General features: G+C 72.8%; 15 protein-coding genes. 6 read left to right on the forward strand and 9 right to left on the reverse strand.

What is annotated here, in order from left to right:
• Window positions 1-34: 34 nt before the first annotated feature.
• Genes ACIP9H_RS00375 through ACIP9H_RS00390 form a run of 4 tightly spaced genes read right to left on the reverse strand, consistent with a single transcriptional unit; the run spans window position 35 to window position 4,398 of the window.
• Window positions 35-820, reverse strand: coding sequence for a CDP-alcohol phosphatidyltransferase family protein (locus ACIP9H_RS00375; protein WP_401956487.1), 786 nt, complete (start codon window positions 818-820; stop codon window positions 35-37).
• Window positions 798-1,859, reverse strand: a complete 1,062-nt coding sequence (locus ACIP9H_RS00380) for an iron-containing alcohol dehydrogenase family protein (protein ID WP_401585387.1) — start codon at window positions 1,857-1,859, stop codon at window positions 798-800. The genes ACIP9H_RS00375 and ACIP9H_RS00380 overlap by 23 nt, the downstream gene beginning before the upstream one ends.
• The gene (locus ACIP9H_RS00385) at window positions 1,847-2,596 is read right to left on the reverse strand and encodes a sugar phosphate nucleotidyltransferase (RefSeq protein ID WP_401585385.1); all 750 of its coding nucleotides are present in this window, start codon (window positions 2,594-2,596) and stop codon (window positions 1,847-1,849) included. Before ACIP9H_RS00385 ends, ACIP9H_RS00380 begins: the two co-directional genes overlap by 13 nt.
• Complete coding sequence (locus ACIP9H_RS00390; protein WP_401957113.1) at window positions 2,593-4,398, reverse strand: DUF5941 domain-containing protein; 1,806 nt, start codon at window positions 4,396-4,398, stop codon at window positions 2,593-2,595. The genes ACIP9H_RS00385 and ACIP9H_RS00390 overlap by 4 nt, the downstream gene beginning before the upstream one ends.
• Window positions 4,399-4,646: 248 nt before the next feature.
• Between ACIP9H_RS00390 and galE the strand changes: the two genes are divergently transcribed.
• The 3 genes from galE to idi all read left to right on the forward strand — a co-directional run bounded on the left by galE (window position 4,647) and on the right by idi (window position 7,489).
• Window positions 4,647-5,633, forward strand: a complete 987-nt coding sequence (galE, locus tag ACIP9H_RS00395) for a UDP-glucose 4-epimerase GalE (RefSeq protein WP_401585383.1) — start codon at window positions 4,647-4,649, stop codon at window positions 5,631-5,633.
• A 172-nt stretch (window positions 5,634-5,805) separates the two neighbouring features.
• The gene (locus tag ACIP9H_RS00400; RefSeq protein ID WP_401585380.1) at window positions 5,806-6,756 is read left to right on the forward strand and encodes a cation diffusion facilitator family transporter; all 951 of its coding nucleotides are present in this window, start codon (window positions 5,806-5,808) and stop codon (window positions 6,754-6,756) included.
• Between the two features lie 121 nt (window positions 6,757-6,877).
• Complete coding sequence (idi, locus tag ACIP9H_RS00405; protein WP_401585377.1) at window positions 6,878-7,489, forward strand: isopentenyl-diphosphate Delta-isomerase; 612 nt, start codon at window positions 6,878-6,880, stop codon at window positions 7,487-7,489.
• A 10-nt stretch (window positions 7,490-7,499) separates the two neighbouring features.
• On the opposite strand, the gene ACIP9H_RS00410 is transcribed toward idi, so the two are convergent.
• Both ACIP9H_RS00410 and ACIP9H_RS00415 read right to left on the reverse strand, forming a co-directional pair.
• Window positions 7,500-7,988 carry an ATP-binding protein gene (locus ACIP9H_RS00410; RefSeq protein ID WP_401585375.1) on the reverse strand — a complete coding sequence of 163 codons (489 nt, stop codon included), beginning with the start codon at window positions 7,986-7,988 and terminating at the stop codon, window positions 7,500-7,502.
• A gap of 214 nt (window positions 7,989-8,202) precedes the next feature.
• Window positions 8,203-8,808 carry an HdeD family acid-resistance protein gene (locus ACIP9H_RS00415; RefSeq protein ID WP_401585373.1) on the reverse strand — a complete coding sequence of 202 codons (606 nt, stop codon included), beginning with the start codon at window positions 8,806-8,808 and terminating at the stop codon, window positions 8,203-8,205.
• Window positions 8,809-8,975: 167 nt separating this feature from the next.
• Here ACIP9H_RS00415 and ACIP9H_RS00420 point away from each other — a divergent pair, with 167 nt between their 5' ends.
• On the forward strand, window positions 8,976-9,752 hold the full coding sequence (locus tag ACIP9H_RS00420; protein ID WP_401585371.1) for an enoyl-CoA hydratase/isomerase family protein: 777 nt from the start codon (window positions 8,976-8,978) through the stop codon (window positions 9,750-9,752).
• Here the strand turns inward: ACIP9H_RS00420 and ACIP9H_RS00425 are convergent.
• Window positions 9,749-10,408 (reverse strand): pyridoxamine 5'-phosphate oxidase family protein, encoded by a 660-nt coding sequence (locus ACIP9H_RS00425; protein ID WP_401585369.1) that lies wholly within the window; start codon window positions 10,406-10,408, stop codon window positions 9,749-9,751. The two genes, ACIP9H_RS00420 and ACIP9H_RS00425, sit on opposite strands and share 4 nt — an antisense overlap.
• 167 nt (window positions 10,409-10,575) lie before the next feature.
• Between ACIP9H_RS00425 and ACIP9H_RS00430 the strand changes: the two genes are divergently transcribed.
• A complete protein-coding gene (locus ACIP9H_RS00430; RefSeq protein WP_401956494.1) occupies window positions 10,576-11,445 on the forward strand; it encodes a hypothetical protein in 870 nt (289 codons plus the stop codon).
• A 534-nt stretch (window positions 11,446-11,979) separates the two neighbouring features.
• Here ACIP9H_RS00430 and ACIP9H_RS00435 read toward each other — a convergent pair.
• The gene (locus tag ACIP9H_RS00435) at window positions 11,980-12,894 is read right to left on the reverse strand and encodes an EamA family transporter (RefSeq protein ID WP_401956497.1); all 915 of its coding nucleotides are present in this window, start codon (window positions 12,892-12,894) and stop codon (window positions 11,980-11,982) included.
• A 93-nt stretch (window positions 12,895-12,987) separates the two neighbouring features.
• Here ACIP9H_RS00435 and ACIP9H_RS00440 point away from each other — a divergent pair, with 93 nt between their 5' ends.
• Complete coding sequence (locus ACIP9H_RS00440; RefSeq protein ID WP_401585361.1) at window positions 12,988-13,899, forward strand: LysR family transcriptional regulator; 912 nt, start codon at window positions 12,988-12,990, stop codon at window positions 13,897-13,899.
• Here the strand turns inward: ACIP9H_RS00440 and ACIP9H_RS00445 are convergent, their stop codons facing one another.
• Window positions 13,900-14,814, reverse strand: coding sequence for a DMT family transporter (locus tag ACIP9H_RS00445; RefSeq protein ID WP_401585358.1), 915 nt, complete (start codon window positions 14,812-14,814; stop codon window positions 13,900-13,902).
• Window positions 14,815-14,854 lie beyond the last annotated feature (40 nt).

Raw genomic sequence — 14,854 nt, forward strand, 5'->3', positions numbered from 1 at the left:
AGGCGCACCGATTCCGCCGACGTCCCCACCGCGATCACCTCAGCCTGTTCGAGGCGAGGATCGAGACCAGGTGCAGCAGCGTCTGGAGTACGGCGATGGCGGCCAGGGCGCACACCGCCACGCGGGTGAACAGCAGGTCGCCGTGGAAGGCGTCCGCGACGCCGGCAGCCAGGATCAGCAGCGAGGCCTCGACCCCGCCGACCAGCCGGTGGAACTTCAGGGCGGCCGCGGCGCGGCGGGCCAGCGCCAGACCGGAGGAGCGCGGCACGGAGGCCTCGTCCTGCACCGCGGGCAGGCCGCTGCGCGCCCGGGCGACGTCCACCAGGTCGGTCTCCGCCTTGATCAGGATCGCGCCCAGCGCGGCCAGCGTCCCGAGGAACGCCCAGCCCCACTGGGTGCTCGCGCCGTCCCGGTGGAAGAGGTCGGCGGCGCGCACGCCGAAGCCGATCAGCAGCGCGGCCTCGGACAGGTAGTGGCCCACCCGGTCGAGGTAGACGCCGGTTATCGAGGTCTGTTTGCGCCAGCGGGCGACCTCGCCGTCCACGCAGTCCAGCAGCAGGTATAGCTGGATCAGCAAGGCGGCGGCCACGGCTCCGGCCGGGCCCGGCACCAGGAGTGCCGCGCCGGCCGCGATGCCCGCGACGATCATCAGATATGTGAGCTGGTTGGGTGTCACCCGGCTGTTCACCAGATGACGGGTCCAGCGCAGGGAGACCTCGCGCATGTAGATGCGCCCGGCCCAGTGCTCACCGCTGCGGCGGTCCTTCAGCCCTGCGGGGTGAACGACCGGCCGCAGCTCAGCTACCGATGGTTTTGGCATAGTCTGCGTATGTGTCCCTGATCTCGTCGGTGGAAAGTTCCAGGTGCTCGAGGATCGTGTAGCGCCCGGGGCGGGTCTGCGGTGCGTAGGCGACGGCCTTGACGAACTCGTCCTCGGTGAAGCCGATTTCGCCGGGTGTGACGGGCAGTCCATGGGTGCGCAGGGTCTCCGCGAAGAGCCCCGCCTGCTCCTCGGCGCCGCGCAGGAACATCGCGAAGGCGGCGCCGATGCCGACCTGTTCACCGTGGGCGGCGGCCCGCCGCGGGTACAGCAGGTCGATCGCGTGGCTGATCTCGTGGCAGGCACCCGACGCGGGCCGGCTGTCGCCGCTGATCGACATCGCGATGCCGGTGAGCACCAGCGCCTCGGCGAGCACGGTCAGGAACTCGTCGTCGCCTATGCCGCCGGGGTGCCGCAGCACGGACTCGCCGGCGGTACGGGCCATCGCGGCGGCCAGGCCGTCGATCGGCTCGCCCGTCTCGCGGTGGGACAGCTCCCAGTCCGCGATGCAGGAGATGTTGGAGATCGCGTCGCCGATGCCGGAGCGCACGAAGCGGACCGGGGCCTCACGGATCACGTCGAGGTCGATCATCATGGCGATGGGGCTCGGCACGCCGTAGGAGCCGCGGCCGTTGTCGTTGTCCAGCGTGGACACCGGCGAGCACAGGCCGTCGTGCGCCAGGTTGGTCGCGACGGCCACCACCGGCAGCCCGACGCGGGCCGCGGCGTACTTGGCGGCATCGATGATCTTGCCGCCGCCGAGGGCCACCACCGCGTCGTACCTTTTGCCGCGCATGGCGTCGGCGAGCCTGACGGCACCGTCGATGGTGCCGCCGGCCACCTCGAACCACTCTGCGCCGGGCAGCGCCGGGGCCAGCCGTTCGCGCAGCACCTGGCCGGAGCCGCCGCTGACCGCGACGGCCAGCCGGCCGGAGCTGGATATGCGCTGGTCCGCCAGGACGACCGCCAGGTCGTCGAGTGCCCCGGCACGGATGTCGACGACGACCGGCGAGGGGATGAGCCTCGTCAGTACCGGCACGCGATCTCCCGGGCCCGGTTCAGGTCGTCGTGGTTGTCTATCTCGACCCAGGGGACCTCGCCGATGGGCGCGACGTCGACGCGCAGGCCGCGGTCGACCAGCTCCTGGTAGCCGTCCTCGTAGTACAGCTGCGGGTCGCGCTCGTAGGTCGCCTTGAGCGCGTCGGCGAGGTCGGCCGCGGCGGCGCCTTCGATGAGGGTGACGCCGATGTACTCGCCGCTGGCGGTGGCCGGGTCCATCAGCTTGGTGATCCGCCGCACACCCTGGTCCTCGGCCGTGACGACCTTCATCTCCTCGTCGGCCAGGTCCTTGACCGTGTCCAGGGCGAGGATGATGCGGCGGGCGCCACCGCGGGCCTCCAGCAGCTTCTGCTCGACGGAGACCGGGTGCACGGTGTCGCCGTTCGCCAGGATCACGCCCTCGGCCAGCACGTCACGGGCGCACCACAGGGAGTAGGCGTTGTTCCACTCCTCGGCCTTGTCGTTCTCGACGAGGTGGAGCTTGACGCCGTACTTGGCCTCCAGCGCGGTCCGGCGCTCATGCACGGCCTCCTTGCGGTACCCCACGACGACGGCGGCGTCGGTCAGGCCGACCTCGGCGAAGTTGCGCAGCGTCAGGTCCAGGACGGTCGTCCTGCCCTCGCCCGCCGGGTCCACCGGTACCAGGGCCTTGGGCAGGGTGTCGGTGTAGGGGCGAAGACGCCTTCCGGCGCCGGCCGCCAGCACGAGGCCGATCATGCGGGTTCTCCTGTTTCGTCGTGCAGGGCGGGCGCTCCCGAGGACATCCAGAAGCGGATGCTCTCGGTGAGCACCAGCAGGGCTGGTACGACGGCGAGAACCGTCAGCGCCACCGTGAACCCCGTGCTGTGCGCCAGGGCCACGGACGCGGCCGTGACCAGCAGCGTCCGTCCCTCGTGCCCGCCCGTCGCGCGTACCAGGGCCCGGGGGGGCGCCCCGGTACCGCCGCGGATGCGGTACACCGTGTCGTAGTGATGGTAGGCGACCACGGCAACCAGAAAGAAAGCTGCCGGCAAGGACCCGTTCACTTTGGAGGCGGCCGCGAGGGCCAGCACGGTGCCGTACTCGGCCACCCGGAACAGGGGCACGACCAGCCAGTCGAAACCGCCCTTGAGCGGTCCCGCGACGGCGAGACCCGAGGTGACCACGTAGACGGCGGCAGCCACGAGCGGCCACCAGCTGCCCGCCGGGGCCGCCAGTGACGTGGCGATCATCACTGCCGCGCCCACCGCGGCGGCGGCCGGGAAACCGCGGCCGCGCAGCAGGCGGGCGACGGCCTCGGCGAGGGGCCCGGTGTCGGCGAGCTCGGCCAGCGCGGCGGCGGCGCGGTCGGTGCGTACGGCCCGACGGGTCAGCGAGCGCAGGACACGGCCGGCGGTCGTGTAGCAGGCGGCGAAGACACAGCCGATGATCAGTACCACGAAGGTGACACGCGGCGTGGCGACCGCAGTGAGGATCGCGATCAGCGCCCAGCGTTCGCCGATGGGCAGCACGATGATCCTGCGTATCCACACCGCCCAGCCGACCCGGTCGAGCCGGTCGGACAGGGCGGCGGTGCGGCCGGCCTTCGCGTCCGCGTCGTAGGTGGCCTCGGTGAACGCGAAGTCGACCATGTGGCGGCAGGTCTGCAGGACCATCGCGCCGAGGGCGAGCGCCCACACGTCGTCGCTGCCGCGGGCCGCGCCGAGCGCGAGCCCCGCGTAGTACGCGTACTCCTTGACGCGGTCGAAGGTGGCGTCGAGCCAGGCCCCGAGCGTGGAGTACTGGAGCGAGTAGCGGGCGAGCTGCCCGTCGGTGCAGTCCAGCACGAAGGACGCGATGAGCAGCACACCCGCCGCGACGAAGCCGGAACGGGTGCCGGTGGCGGCGCAGCCGGCGGCGATCAGGGCGACCAGCAGCGAGGCGGTCGTCACCTGGTTCGGCGTGAGGCCGCGCCGGGCGCACCAGCGCGCGAGGTAGCGGGAGTAGGGGCTGACGAAGTGCGTGGTGAAGAAGCCGTCGCGGGCCTTCACGGCGCCGCGCAGGCGCACCGCCTCGTCGTCCACCGCGGCGACGGCCTCCTGGGCCAGCGCCCGCTCCGGCGCGTCGGCCGGGACCCGGGCGACCAGGACCCCGAGTTCCGGGCGCTGCACGGTGACGCCCTCGGCGTCCAGGCCGGCGGCCAGCTCGTCGGGCAGGCTCTCGGCGCCCGTGACGGCGGTACGGCCCGCGCCCCGGTCCCGGCCGCCGGCCGGTGCCAGAGCCCGTACGAGCGCGGGGCGGGCGGCCGCGCGGACGGACAGGGCGCCCGGCACGGCGGCGGCGTCGAAGCGGGGGTCGGTCAGCGCGAGCCGCAGCGCGTGCACATGACCGACGAAGCGCGGGTCGACGACCGCTATGCGCTCGGCGGGCGGGACGGCGGCCATGCGTGCCGCGAGGGCACCGGCGCCGTCCGCCGCGACCACCTCGAAACCGAGGCCGCGCAGATCGGCCTCGATCGGTGAACCCGCGACCGGAGGACCGGTGAGTATGACGGTCGACAGACGGACTCACTCCCTGGGACACACAGTGGACGGGTGGGGCGGTGCCGGTCGGCACCGAGCGCTGACATGCCGGCCGGACACCCTGGCGCGCCATGTCGGGGCGGCTGTGAGGGCAGAGGCTATCGGATTCCCGGAAGGTTCCGTTCACCGGGTGTTTCCCTGACCTTCGTGCGGATGGCTTGATCATCATCACGGTTCGGGGGCGAAGGGACAACCCTCCGTGCGGATCCGCCGCTAGGGTGAACGCCATGACGTGGCTGATCACTGGTGGCACGGGATTCATCGGTTCTCATGTCGTGCGGGCGATGACCCGCGCCGGGGAGCGTGTCGTGGTCTACGACGACGACTCGGCCGGCGTGGCCTCGCGGGTCCCCGCCGACGTGCCGAGGGTGACCGGTTCCACACTCGACCGGGACCTGCTGGACCGCACGATCGCCGAGCACGGCGTCACGGGTGTCGTGCACCTGGCGGCGCGGAAGCAGGTCGGCGAGTCCGTGGAGCAGCCGCTGCGGTACTACCGGGAGAACGTGGGCGGCCTCGGCATCCTCTTGGAGGCGGTGACCGCGGCCGGGATCGGCCGTTTCGTCTTCTCCTCCTCCGCCGCGGTGTACGGCCTGCCCGACGTGCCGCTGGTGACCGAGTCCACGCCGTGCCTGCCGCTGAGCCCCTACGGGGAGACGAAGCTCGCCGGCGAGTGGCTGGTGCGGGCCGCGGGCCGGGCCCACGGGATCTCCACTGCCTGCCTGCGGTACTTCAACGTCGCGGGCGCGGCCGTGCCGGAGCTGGCGGACACCGGGGTCTTCAACGTCGTCCCGATGGTGTTCGAGAAGCTCACCAAGGGCGAGCCCCCGCGGATCTTCGGTGACGACTACCCGACCCCCGACGGCACCTGCGTGCGCGACTACATCCACGTCGAGGACCTGGCCGACGCGCATCTCGCGGCGGCCCGCTGGGTCACCGGCCGGGACACCGCCGAGGACCTGACCGTCAACATCGGACGCGGCGAGGGTGTCTCCGTTCGTGAACTGGTCGACCTCATCACCGAGGTCGCCGGGTACCCGGACGTGACGCCGGTGGTCTTCCCGCGCCGCGCCGGGGATCCGGCGAGCGTGGTGGCCTCCGCCGAACTGATCCGCAAGGAGCTGGACTGGAGCGCCGTGCGCGGGGTCCGGGAGATGGTCGAGTCGGCGTGGGAGGGCTGGTGCCTGCGGTACCCGGAGGCCCGCCGCCCCTGACCCGTCGGCCTCCGGAACACTCCCCGTACCCGCGCCATCGCCGCAGGTCACCGCACATGACAACGGTGATCGGTGGCGAGTTGCCCACGGACGGTCACCGTTGTTCACTGGGGCACGCCGGCCGTTGCGGGCCGGCGCCCGAGCACGGACGGCGACAGGGGAGGCCCAGACGATGGGGGCAGGTCACGGGCACGACCACGGCCACAGCCACGGGTCCGCCGCGGGGCTGACCGGGACGGCGGCGGCCCAGTTCCGCGGGCGGCTGCGGATCGCGCTCGGCATCACGCTGCTGATCCTGGTGGCGGAGGTGGTGGGCAGCGCCCTCACCGGTTCCCTCGCGCTGCTCGCCGACGCGGGCCACATGGCCACGGACGCGGCGGGCCTGGCCATGGCGCTGGTGGCGATCCACTTCGCCAACCGCCCGCCCAGCGAGCGCCGTACGTTCGGCCTGGCACGGGCGGAGATCCTGTCGGCGGTCGCCAACGCCGTGCTGCTGTTCGGCGTGGGCGCGTTCATCTTCTACGAGGCGGTCTCCCGGCTGATCAGCCCGACCGCGGTCGAGGGCGGGCTCACCGTCGTCTTCGGCGTGATCGGCCTGGTGGCCAACTCGGTGTCGCTGCTGCTGCTGATGCGCGGGCAGCGCGAGAGCCTGAACGTCCGCGGCGCGTTCCTGGAGGTCATGGCGGACGCCCTGGGTTCGTTCGCGGTGGTCGTGGCGGCCGTGGTGATCCTCACCACCGGGTGGCAGCAGGCCGACCCGGTGGCTTCGCTGCTCATCGGTGTGATGATCGTCCCGCGCACGTGGAAGCTGCTGCGGGAGGCCATCGACGTCCTCCTGGAGGCGGCCCCCCGGGACGTCGACATGGCGGACGTCCGCAACCACATCCTCGGACTGCCCGGCGTCGAGGGCCTGCACGACCTGCACGTGTGGACCATCACCTCGGGCATGCCGGTGCTCTCCGCCCATGTGGTGGTGAGCCCGGACACCCTGGACGCCGTGGGCCACGAGAAGGTCCTCCACGACCTGCAGGGCTGCCTGGGCAGCCACTTCGACGTGGAGCACTGCACATTCCAGCTGGAACCCGGCGGCCACGCGGAGCACGAGGCACGGCTGTGCCACTGACGCCGTGGGCGGCCGGGCGGCGCGATCGACACAGCGTCACCGACATTGAGCGCGCTGCGACGACCTCCGGACCCCCCGCGTGAGGCAAACTGAGGTCTTGTCGTCGATGCAAAGGATGGCCATGCCCACGAGTCCCGCCGCCGGCCGGCCCCTCACCCCCGCCCCGGACACCTCCGCCAACGGTGCCTCGGCTCCGATCATGCTCGAACTGGTCGACGAGACCGGCGTGACGATCGGCACCGCGGAGAAGCTCTCGGCGCACCTGCCGCCGGGCCGGCTCCACAGGGCCTTCTCGGTCTTCCTCTTCGACGGCGAGGGCCGGCTGCTGCTGCAGCGCCGTGCCCTGGGCAAGTACCACTCCCCCGGCGTGTGGTCCAACACCTGCTGCGGCCACCCGTACCCGCAGGAGCCGCCATTCGTCGCCGCCGCGCGCCGCACCGCCGAGGAGCTGGGCGCGGCCCCCGCGTCGCTGCGCGAGGCCGGCACGGTCCGCTACAACCACCCGGACCCGGCGTCGGGCCTGGTGGAGCAGGAGTACAACCACCTCTTCGTGGGGCTGATGACCGCGCCGCTGCACCCGGACCCGGAGGAGATCGGCGAGACCGCCTTCGTGACCCCGCGGGAGCTGGCCGCGCTGGAGGAGTCCGGGCCGTTCTCCGCCTGGTTCCGGACCGTGCTGGGGGCGGCACTGCCCGCCGTGCGCGAGCTCACGGGCGAGCGCGCCGGCTGGTAGCCGCCGCCCGTCACAACGGAGCGCCGGGCGGCAGCGGAAGCGCCGCCCAGATGACCTTTCCCCCGGAAGCGGTCTGCTGCACGTCGCACATCCCGCCCGCCTCGGCGGTGACCGACTTGACCAGCAGCAGGCCGCGTCCATTGGTGTCCGCGTCGTCCACCTGGAGCGCCTTGGGGCGGTAGGGGTGGTTGTCCTCGACCGCCACGCGGACCCAGTCGAGGCCGACGGCGACCTCCACCGCGATCTCCGGGGAGAGCAGCGCGGCGTGCCGCACCGCGTTCGTCACCAGCTCGGAGACGATCAGCAGCAGGCCTTGCAGCAGGTCGTCGTCGATGGGCACGCGCTGCCGCACGAGCAGGTCCCGGACGGCGTGCCGGGCCTGCGGCACCGAGGAGTCCAGCGCGGAGGCGGTGAAGCGCCACACGCCCTCATAGGGGCGCGGAAAGTCCGGTGCCACCGGCGGCACCGGTTCGGGCGGGACGCTCCCGCGTACGTCCATGGCGGCGTTCACCCTCGCATTCAGCGATGCTCCCCGCGGTTCCCCTTCCCGGCCCGCTGGGCGGCGACGGGGTCCGCCTCACGTTCCGAGTGTCGGCAGCCGGGGACTCCACCCCGAGTCGCTGACCGTAAATCCGCAGCTTTCGACCGCCTGCGACACGGAGTGACCGGAGTTGGTGGGCTCGATGCGCCATGATGACGCGCCGGTACCGGTTTCAATGCTCCAGTGGGGTCTGCCGGGCGTCGGCCACCATGCCGACGATCCGGCGGCCGCCCAGACCCGCCCCGAGCAGGCCCAGACCGTCGAAGAGCAGTGCCACAGAGAAGAAGGCGCCGATCACGTAGACACTGCTGTGCGGCCAGTTCGCCAGCACCAGGACGGCCAGCAGAATGCCGATCGCCCCCTGGATCAGCGTCCACACCATCTGCGGTCCGCGCACCACCAGCCCGCCGAACAGCCGGAAGATCCCGCCGGTCAGGAACAGCAGCGCCGCGAACATCGTCAGGGCCGCGGCCGTCTGCGCCGGATTGCGGATCACGACCACACCCGCCGCGATGTACAGGGCCGCGACGACCAGGGCCAGCCAGAAGTAGTTGTGGTCGCGGTTCTGCACGGCCTGCGCCAGACCCACGATCCCGCCGATGAGGAGCAGCCAGCCGAACAGCACCATGGAGGTGATGGTCGCGATTCCCACGTAGAAGAGCCCGATCAGGCCGCAGACGACGAGGACCACGCCGAGCGCGGCGACCCAGCCGAAACTGCGCTTGAGCCCGGCCTCCGGGGGGTCCGGGTACTTCTTGCGTCCCGTGAACGGAGCCATGGCCGCCTCCTTGAACGCGTCGGGACCGGTCCGGGCCGGCTACCGGACATATACCCCCGATTGCCCGGCCGGAGGCACCGATAGGATCCCCGTGACCGTGGTGCGCGCCAATGGGCACACGGCCGGCGCGGATTCCCGCGACGACACGACGAGTGGGGGATGCGGGCATGTCCGACCCGTCCGGGCCCGGTCTGCTGCTGGAGACGGCGGGCGCCACCGCCACCGTGACCATCAGCAATCCGGCCAAGCGCAACGCCATGACCCTGGCCATGTGGCGCGAACTCCCGCGTCTGCTGGACCGGCTGGCGGACGATCCCGCCGTACGGGTGCTGGTGCTCACCGGCGCCGACGGCACCTTCTGCGCGGGCGCCGACATCTCCGACCTGCGTGACGCGGCCGGCGGCCCGGGCGCGGCACAGGGCGCGGCCGTCGAGGCGGAGGAGGCGCTGGCCGCCTTCCCCAAGCCGTCGCTGGCGGCCGTCCGCGGCTTCTGCGTCGGCGGCGGCTGCCAGCTCGCGGCCGCCTGCGACCTGCGCTTCGCCGCCGAGGGCGCGCGTTTCGGGGTCACGCCCGCGCGGCTCGGGATCGTCTACCCGGCCTCCTCGACCCGCCGGCTGACCGGCCTGGTCGGCCCGTCCACGGCCAAGCACCTGCTCTTCTCCGCCGAGCTCATCGACCACGAACGCGCCCTGCGGACCGGACTGGTGGACGAGGTGCTGCCGGACGGCGCCCTGGACAAGCGCGTCGAGGAGTACGCGGGCCTGCTGGCCGTCCGCTCGCAGCTCACCCAGGCCGCAGCCAAGGACTTCACGGCCCCGGACCCCGCCCCCTCCCGTGTGGAGCACTGGGCCCGGCAGGCCGCGGACAGCAGCGACACCGCGGAGGGCGTGGCGGCGTTCCTGGAGCGGCGCGAACCGCGGTTCAGCTGGTCGGTGGGGGGCTAATCCACGAGGTGCGGCGGCAGGGGGATGCCGGCGCGCAACGCGGGGTCGGGGACCGGGGTGCCCCGGGTCGTGCCGAGCGGGACCACTCCCGCCCAGAGCGGCAGCGCGGCGTCGGGGCCGTCGCCGTCGCCCGGGTGGCCGGTGCGGATCTTGACGGAGGCCTCGTCGGTGGCGAGGGCGAGCAGGTCGGTGGCCGCCAGTTCCCGGCGGTCGGGGCGGCGGGCGTAGTCCCACTGGCCCGGGGCGCACTGCTCACTGAGCACGCGCAGCCCGTGCAGCCGCTCCTCAGGGTCCGTGACCCGGCGCGGCACTCCGACGACCATGGCGCTGCGGTAGTTGACGCCGTGCTCGAAGACGGACCGCGCGAGGACCAAGCCGTCGACGTGGGTGACGGTGACGCAGACCTGGGCGCCGGGCGCCTGCACGAGGCTGCGGCTGGCGACCGAGCCGTGCAGGTACAGCGTGCCGGTCCCGGCGTCGTGACCGTAGACCGTCGGCACGGCGAGCGGGGTGCCGTCGACCACGACGGCCAGATGGCACACGAAGCCGGCACCCAGCACCGCGTCCAGGTCGTCGCGGGAGACGCTGCCCTGCTCGCGAAGGCGCCGGTGACGGGTCCGGTCGGTGACCGGGAGCGTGCGGTCGGCGGCGGGCATGGGGGCCTCCAGGGGCTTCGGGGCGGGCGGCGCTCAGACTAGCCATATCAGCGCTTGTGATGCCCCATGTCTGCGGAAACAGTGTCGTTGCCGCTTCTCCATCACGGAATCCGCTGTCCCCAGAGGCACCTCTTATGACATGCCAACCGGTCGGTAACCTGTTGTCCATGACCGCCACCGCCCTGGAACCGCGCGCCGGACGGCGCTGCCACAACACCCTGAACCCCCTGCACTCCGTCGTCTACTTCTCCCCCGAGTACGACGACATGCTCTCGGCGATCGGGCTGGAGCGCGGCGCCATGGCCTACTTCGCGGGGCGCGCCGCACCGCTCGGCGCGGTGACGGCGGGAACGGTCGCCGCGACCTTCTACAACTTCAACCACGCGGTCATCGCGCCCGTCATCCCGCGCGCCTGGGAACTCGCCGCGCCCGCGGCCGTCCTCGACGCGCGGCTGCGCATCGCCGACGCCGTCCTGACCCGGCTGCTCGGCGCGGACGGCATCGCCTCCGCCGAGATCGCGGACGCGGCCGTGCTCGCCCTGCGCGCCGCCGAGGCCTGCACCCGCGAGGCCCGTCCCCTCTACGCCGCCAACGCGGAACTCCCCGTGCCCGAGCAGCCGCACCTCGCCCTGTGGCACGCCGCGACGCTGCTGCGCGAGCACCGCGGGGACGGCCATCTCGCCGCGTTGCTCGCCACAGGGCTCGACGGGATCGAGGCGCTCGTCACGCACACCGCCACGGGCAAGAGTTTCACCCCGCGGTTCGTCCAGCGCAGCCGGGGCTGGTCCGCCGAGGACTGGGCCGCCGCGCAGGACCGCCTCCGCGACCGGGGCCTGCTCGACGCGGAGGGCGAACTCACGGAGCGCGGCATGGAACTGCGCCGCGAGGTGGAGGCCGTGACGGACCGCCTCGACCGCGCGCCGTACGAGTACCTCGGGGCGGAGGGGGTGGAGCGCCTCACGGTGATCGCGGGTGGGGCGGTGGGGCGTGTGCTGGCGGGCGGGGGTTTCCCGCCCAAGTACTTCGGCAAGCGCTAGCGTTGCCGCTTACCGGGTTTTTTCCCCGCCCTCCCGCCCGTGTGCCCTGTGAAGTCAGGGCGCCCCGACGCCAGTTGTTGGGGGCCGGGTCCGGGGCCTCCGGGGCTGCCATTCTGGACAGCACATTTAGGTGCCTCAGGCACTTTCCGCTGCGCACTCCGGGTTGTGCACCCAAATATGCTCCACAGTCCAGAACGCCACCCCTACGACCCCGCCCCCTCCGTAGTTGCAAGCGCCTGATCCCTGGTGGGTGGATGAGACGGCACCGTGCCTGGGGCCGCCCAACAGTCACCCCCACCGGCCGTAAGTCGCCCCAACCGGCCCAGGAGGGGGTGTGGCGGGGTGCGCCCGGAAGCGACGAGCGGGGTCCGCGTGGTCGATGCCGAACGATGTGGGGGCAAACCGCGAGCGCTGAGGACGTACCCCGGCGCGGCGCCGACCCCACAACGCGCGCAGCGCGGGGCCCGCACTTACCGCGCCGGGCAATCGGGAGGGAGGGCGGGGAAAAACCCAGGCAGCCAGCGCAGCGCGTCCTCAGGGGGAGGAACTGACCGCAGGGGGCAGGACGGGCGCCTCACCCGTGCTCACCGGCGCGGTCTCGCGCCGCCCGCGGGCCTCGCCGCGTGCCGCCCCCACACCCGCCACCACCACCAGCCCCGTCCCCACGGCCTGCAAGGCCGTAGGCACTTGCGAGACCAGGACCAGGGCGGCCAGCAGGCTGACGGCGGGTTCCATACCGGCGAGTGTGCCGTAGGCCGTCTTGCCCACGCGTTGCAGCGCCTTCATTTCCAGCAGGAACGGCACCAGCGGCATCAGCACGGCGATTCCCGCCACCGCCGCGACGACCTGGAATGTGCCGCCCGCCACCACGCCGGGGGCGCCGAAGGGCGCGGTGAAGACCGCGGCCACGGTGAAGGAGACGGCGAGGCCGTGCGTGGCGGAGAAGCGGCTGCCGACGTGCTGGGTGCCGATCACGTACAGCGCCCAGCAGGCGCCGGAGGCCATGCCGAAGAGGACGCCGGCGAGGTCGGCGCCGTCCTGCCAGGGCGAGGTGAGGCAGAGGACGCCGGCCGCGGCCAGCAGCAGCCAGGCCAGTTCGCGGGGCCGCCGCAGGGAGGCGACCGCGACGGCCAGGGGGCCGAGGAACTCCAGGGCGGTCGCCGTGCCGAGCGGGATGCGGGCGGCGGCCTCGGAGAAGAGCAGCATCATGGCGCCGCTGACCATGCCGAGCAGGGCCGCGGCGATGAGGTCGCGGCGTGCGGCCGCGCGCAGCGCGGGCCACAGGGAGCGGCCGGTGAAGGCCAGCAGCAGGACCGCGGAGAATCCGGCGCGCAGCCATGTGGTGCCGGCCGGGCCCACGTCGTCGAAGAGTTCGGTCGTCAGGGCGCTGCCGGTGTGCAGCACCGTCATCGCGGCCAGGATCAGCACCGCGCCAGGCATACGGGGCATTGCAAAGGTATGCGGCTTCACGCGTCCATTGCAGCGCCCGACGTCTGTTTCTGTCCACGCGTCATAGGTGGACGCATTGTTTACCATCAGTGGATGATCGAGTCCCTTCCCGACCTCGGCAGACTGCGCCTCCTGGTCGAGCTCAGCCGGCTGGGAACCATGGCGGCGGTCGCCGAGCGCACGGGGTACGGCACGTCCGCCGTCTCCAAGCACCTCGCCGTGCTGGAGCAGGAGGTCGGCGCGCCGCTGCTGGCGCCGGTGGGCCGCCGTGTCCGGCTGACCCCCGCCGGGGAGCGGCTGGTCGAGCACGCCGTCGGGATCCTGGCGCTCGTCGAGGAGGCACGCGCCGAGCTGCGCGGCGAGCCCGGACCGGTGGGGCGGGTGCGGATGGCGACCTTCGTCAGCGCGGTCGAGGCGGCCGTGATGCCGGCCCTGCTCCGGTTGCGCGAGCGGTACCCGCGCGTCGAGGTGGAGCTGAACGAGCACGAGCCCGAGCAGACCCTGGAGCTGCTGCTCGCCGGGGACATCGACCTCGGCATCGTGTACGACTACAGCCTGGTGCCGCGCACCGTGCCGAAGGGGCTTTCGGTGCGGCAGTTCGCAGAGCAGCCGATGCTCCTGCTGCTGCCCGCGGGCCATCCGTCCGACCCCGGGCCGGGCGGCCCGGTGCCCCTGGCGGGGTTGCGCCGGCTCGCGGAGGCCGGGTGGATCACCAACTCCCGGGGCAGTGACGACGACGAACTCGTGCAGCGCGTGTGCGCCCTGGCCGGCTTCGCCCCGCGCATCGTCCACCGCGTGGACAGCCTCCACCTGGTGAACCTGCTCGCGGGGGCCGGTCTGGGGGTCGCCCTCCTCGCCGAGTCGGGTGTCGAGCGGCAGCGCGCCGACGTCGTGTGCCGGCCGCTCGACCCCCTGGTGGGGACGCGCCGCCACTTCCTCGCCGCCCGTGCCGGCCAGTGGTCCTGGCCCCCGCTCGCGGAGGTCGCCCGGCTCCTGGCGGCGTGACTAGCCGGCCGCCCGGACCGACTCCTCCTCGCCCGTCGCGTCGGGGCGGGTGCCCGTGCGCGCGCTCTGGGCGCAGGGCAGCGCCGGATGGCGGCCGAGCAGCACGACGCCGACGGTGACGGCGACCAGGCCCGCCGCCTCCCAGGCGAGGGCCCCGGGTGTGACACGGAGGCGGTCGCCGAGGAAGCCGACACCGCAGGCGATGCCGGCGAGCGGCTGCGCGGCGGTCAGGGCGGGCAGGGACATGCGCAATGGAGCCGTCTCAAAGGCGCTTTGGACCAGCACGAGGCCGGTGAGCCCGATGCCGAGGATGGCGTAGGGCTGCCAGTGCACGAGCAGCGCCGCGATGCCCTCCGCCTCGGCGATCTGGCCCGAGGTGCGCGTGAGGGAGTCCTGGAGCCCGTAGAGCAGGCCCGCGGCGAGCGCGATGACGGTGGCTTCCGGCGACGGGCGCAGCCGCCTCGCGCAGGCGACCAGCAGCAGCGCGATGCCCATGACGATGCCGATGACCAGCCAGTGCCGCAAGGGGCCGCCGACCTGGCCGCCGCCGGTGGGCCGTCCGGCCGCGATGAAGGCGGTGACGCCCAGCGCCAGTAAGCCCACGCCCGACCAGCCGTGCCGGCCGAGTCTCTGGCCGGTCAGATGGCGCGACAGTGCCATCGCGAAGAGCAGGTTCGTCGCGGTGAGGGGTTCGACGAGGGAGAGCTCCCCCTCGGCGAGGGCGAGCGCGCTCAGCACCATGCCGAAGATCATCAGGAAAATGCCGAGCAGCCATTGCGGCATCCGCATGAGATCCAGCAGCAGCCGGAAGGACAGGAAGCTGGACAGCGGGGCGCGCTGGGCGGCGAGCTGCTGGAGGACGAAGCCGAAGCCCAGGCAGCACGCTGCACCCACCCCAAGCAGGAAAACGGCCACCTCGTCAACCTCCCGGTGTCGCCGACTGGCCCGACCATAG

This window comes from Streptomyces sp. NPDC088732, assembly GCF_044751205.1.
Classification (GTDB): Bacteria; Actinomycetota; Actinomycetes; order Streptomycetales; family Streptomycetaceae; genus Actinacidiphila.

What these genes read in the sequence shown, in the direction of transcription:
- ACIP9H_RS00375 (WP_401956487.1), bottom strand. Translation starts at nt 820, where the DNA reads ATGCCAAAACCATCGGTAGCTGAGCTGCGGCCGGTCGTTCACCCCGCA.
- ACIP9H_RS00385 (WP_401585385.1), bottom strand. Translation starts at nt 2,596, where the DNA reads ATGATCGGCCTCGTGCTGGCGGCCGGCGCCGGAAGGCGTCTTCGCCCC.
- galE (WP_401585383.1), top strand. Translation starts at nt 4,647, where the DNA reads ATGACGTGGCTGATCACTGGTGGCACGGGATTCATCGGTTCTCATGTC.
- ACIP9H_RS00400 (WP_401585380.1), top strand. Translation starts at nt 5,806, where the DNA reads ATGGGGGCAGGTCACGGGCACGACCACGGCCACAGCCACGGGTCCGCC.
- idi (WP_401585377.1), top strand. Translation starts at nt 6,878, where the DNA reads ATGCCCACGAGTCCCGCCGCCGGCCGGCCCCTCACCCCCGCCCCGGAC.
- ACIP9H_RS00410 (WP_401585375.1), bottom strand. Translation starts at nt 7,988, where the DNA reads ATGGACGTACGCGGGAGCGTCCCGCCCGAACCGGTGCCGCCGGTGGCA.
- ACIP9H_RS00415 (WP_401585373.1), bottom strand. Translation starts at nt 8,808, where the DNA reads ATGGCTCCGTTCACGGGACGCAAGAAGTACCCGGACCCCCCGGAGGCC.
- ACIP9H_RS00420 (WP_401585371.1), top strand. Translation starts at nt 8,976, where the DNA reads ATGTCCGACCCGTCCGGGCCCGGTCTGCTGCTGGAGACGGCGGGCGCC.
- ACIP9H_RS00425 (WP_401585369.1), bottom strand. Translation starts at nt 10,408, where the DNA reads ATGCCCGCCGCCGACCGCACGCTCCCGGTCACCGACCGGACCCGTCAC.
- ACIP9H_RS00430 (WP_401956494.1), top strand. Translation starts at nt 10,576, where the DNA reads ATGACCGCCACCGCCCTGGAACCGCGCGCCGGACGGCGCTGCCACAAC.
- ACIP9H_RS00435 (WP_401956497.1), bottom strand. Translation starts at nt 12,894, where the DNA reads ATGCCCCGTATGCCTGGCGCGGTGCTGATCCTGGCCGCGATGACGGTG.
- ACIP9H_RS00440 (WP_401585361.1), top strand. Translation starts at nt 12,988, where the DNA reads ATGATCGAGTCCCTTCCCGACCTCGGCAGACTGCGCCTCCTGGTCGAG.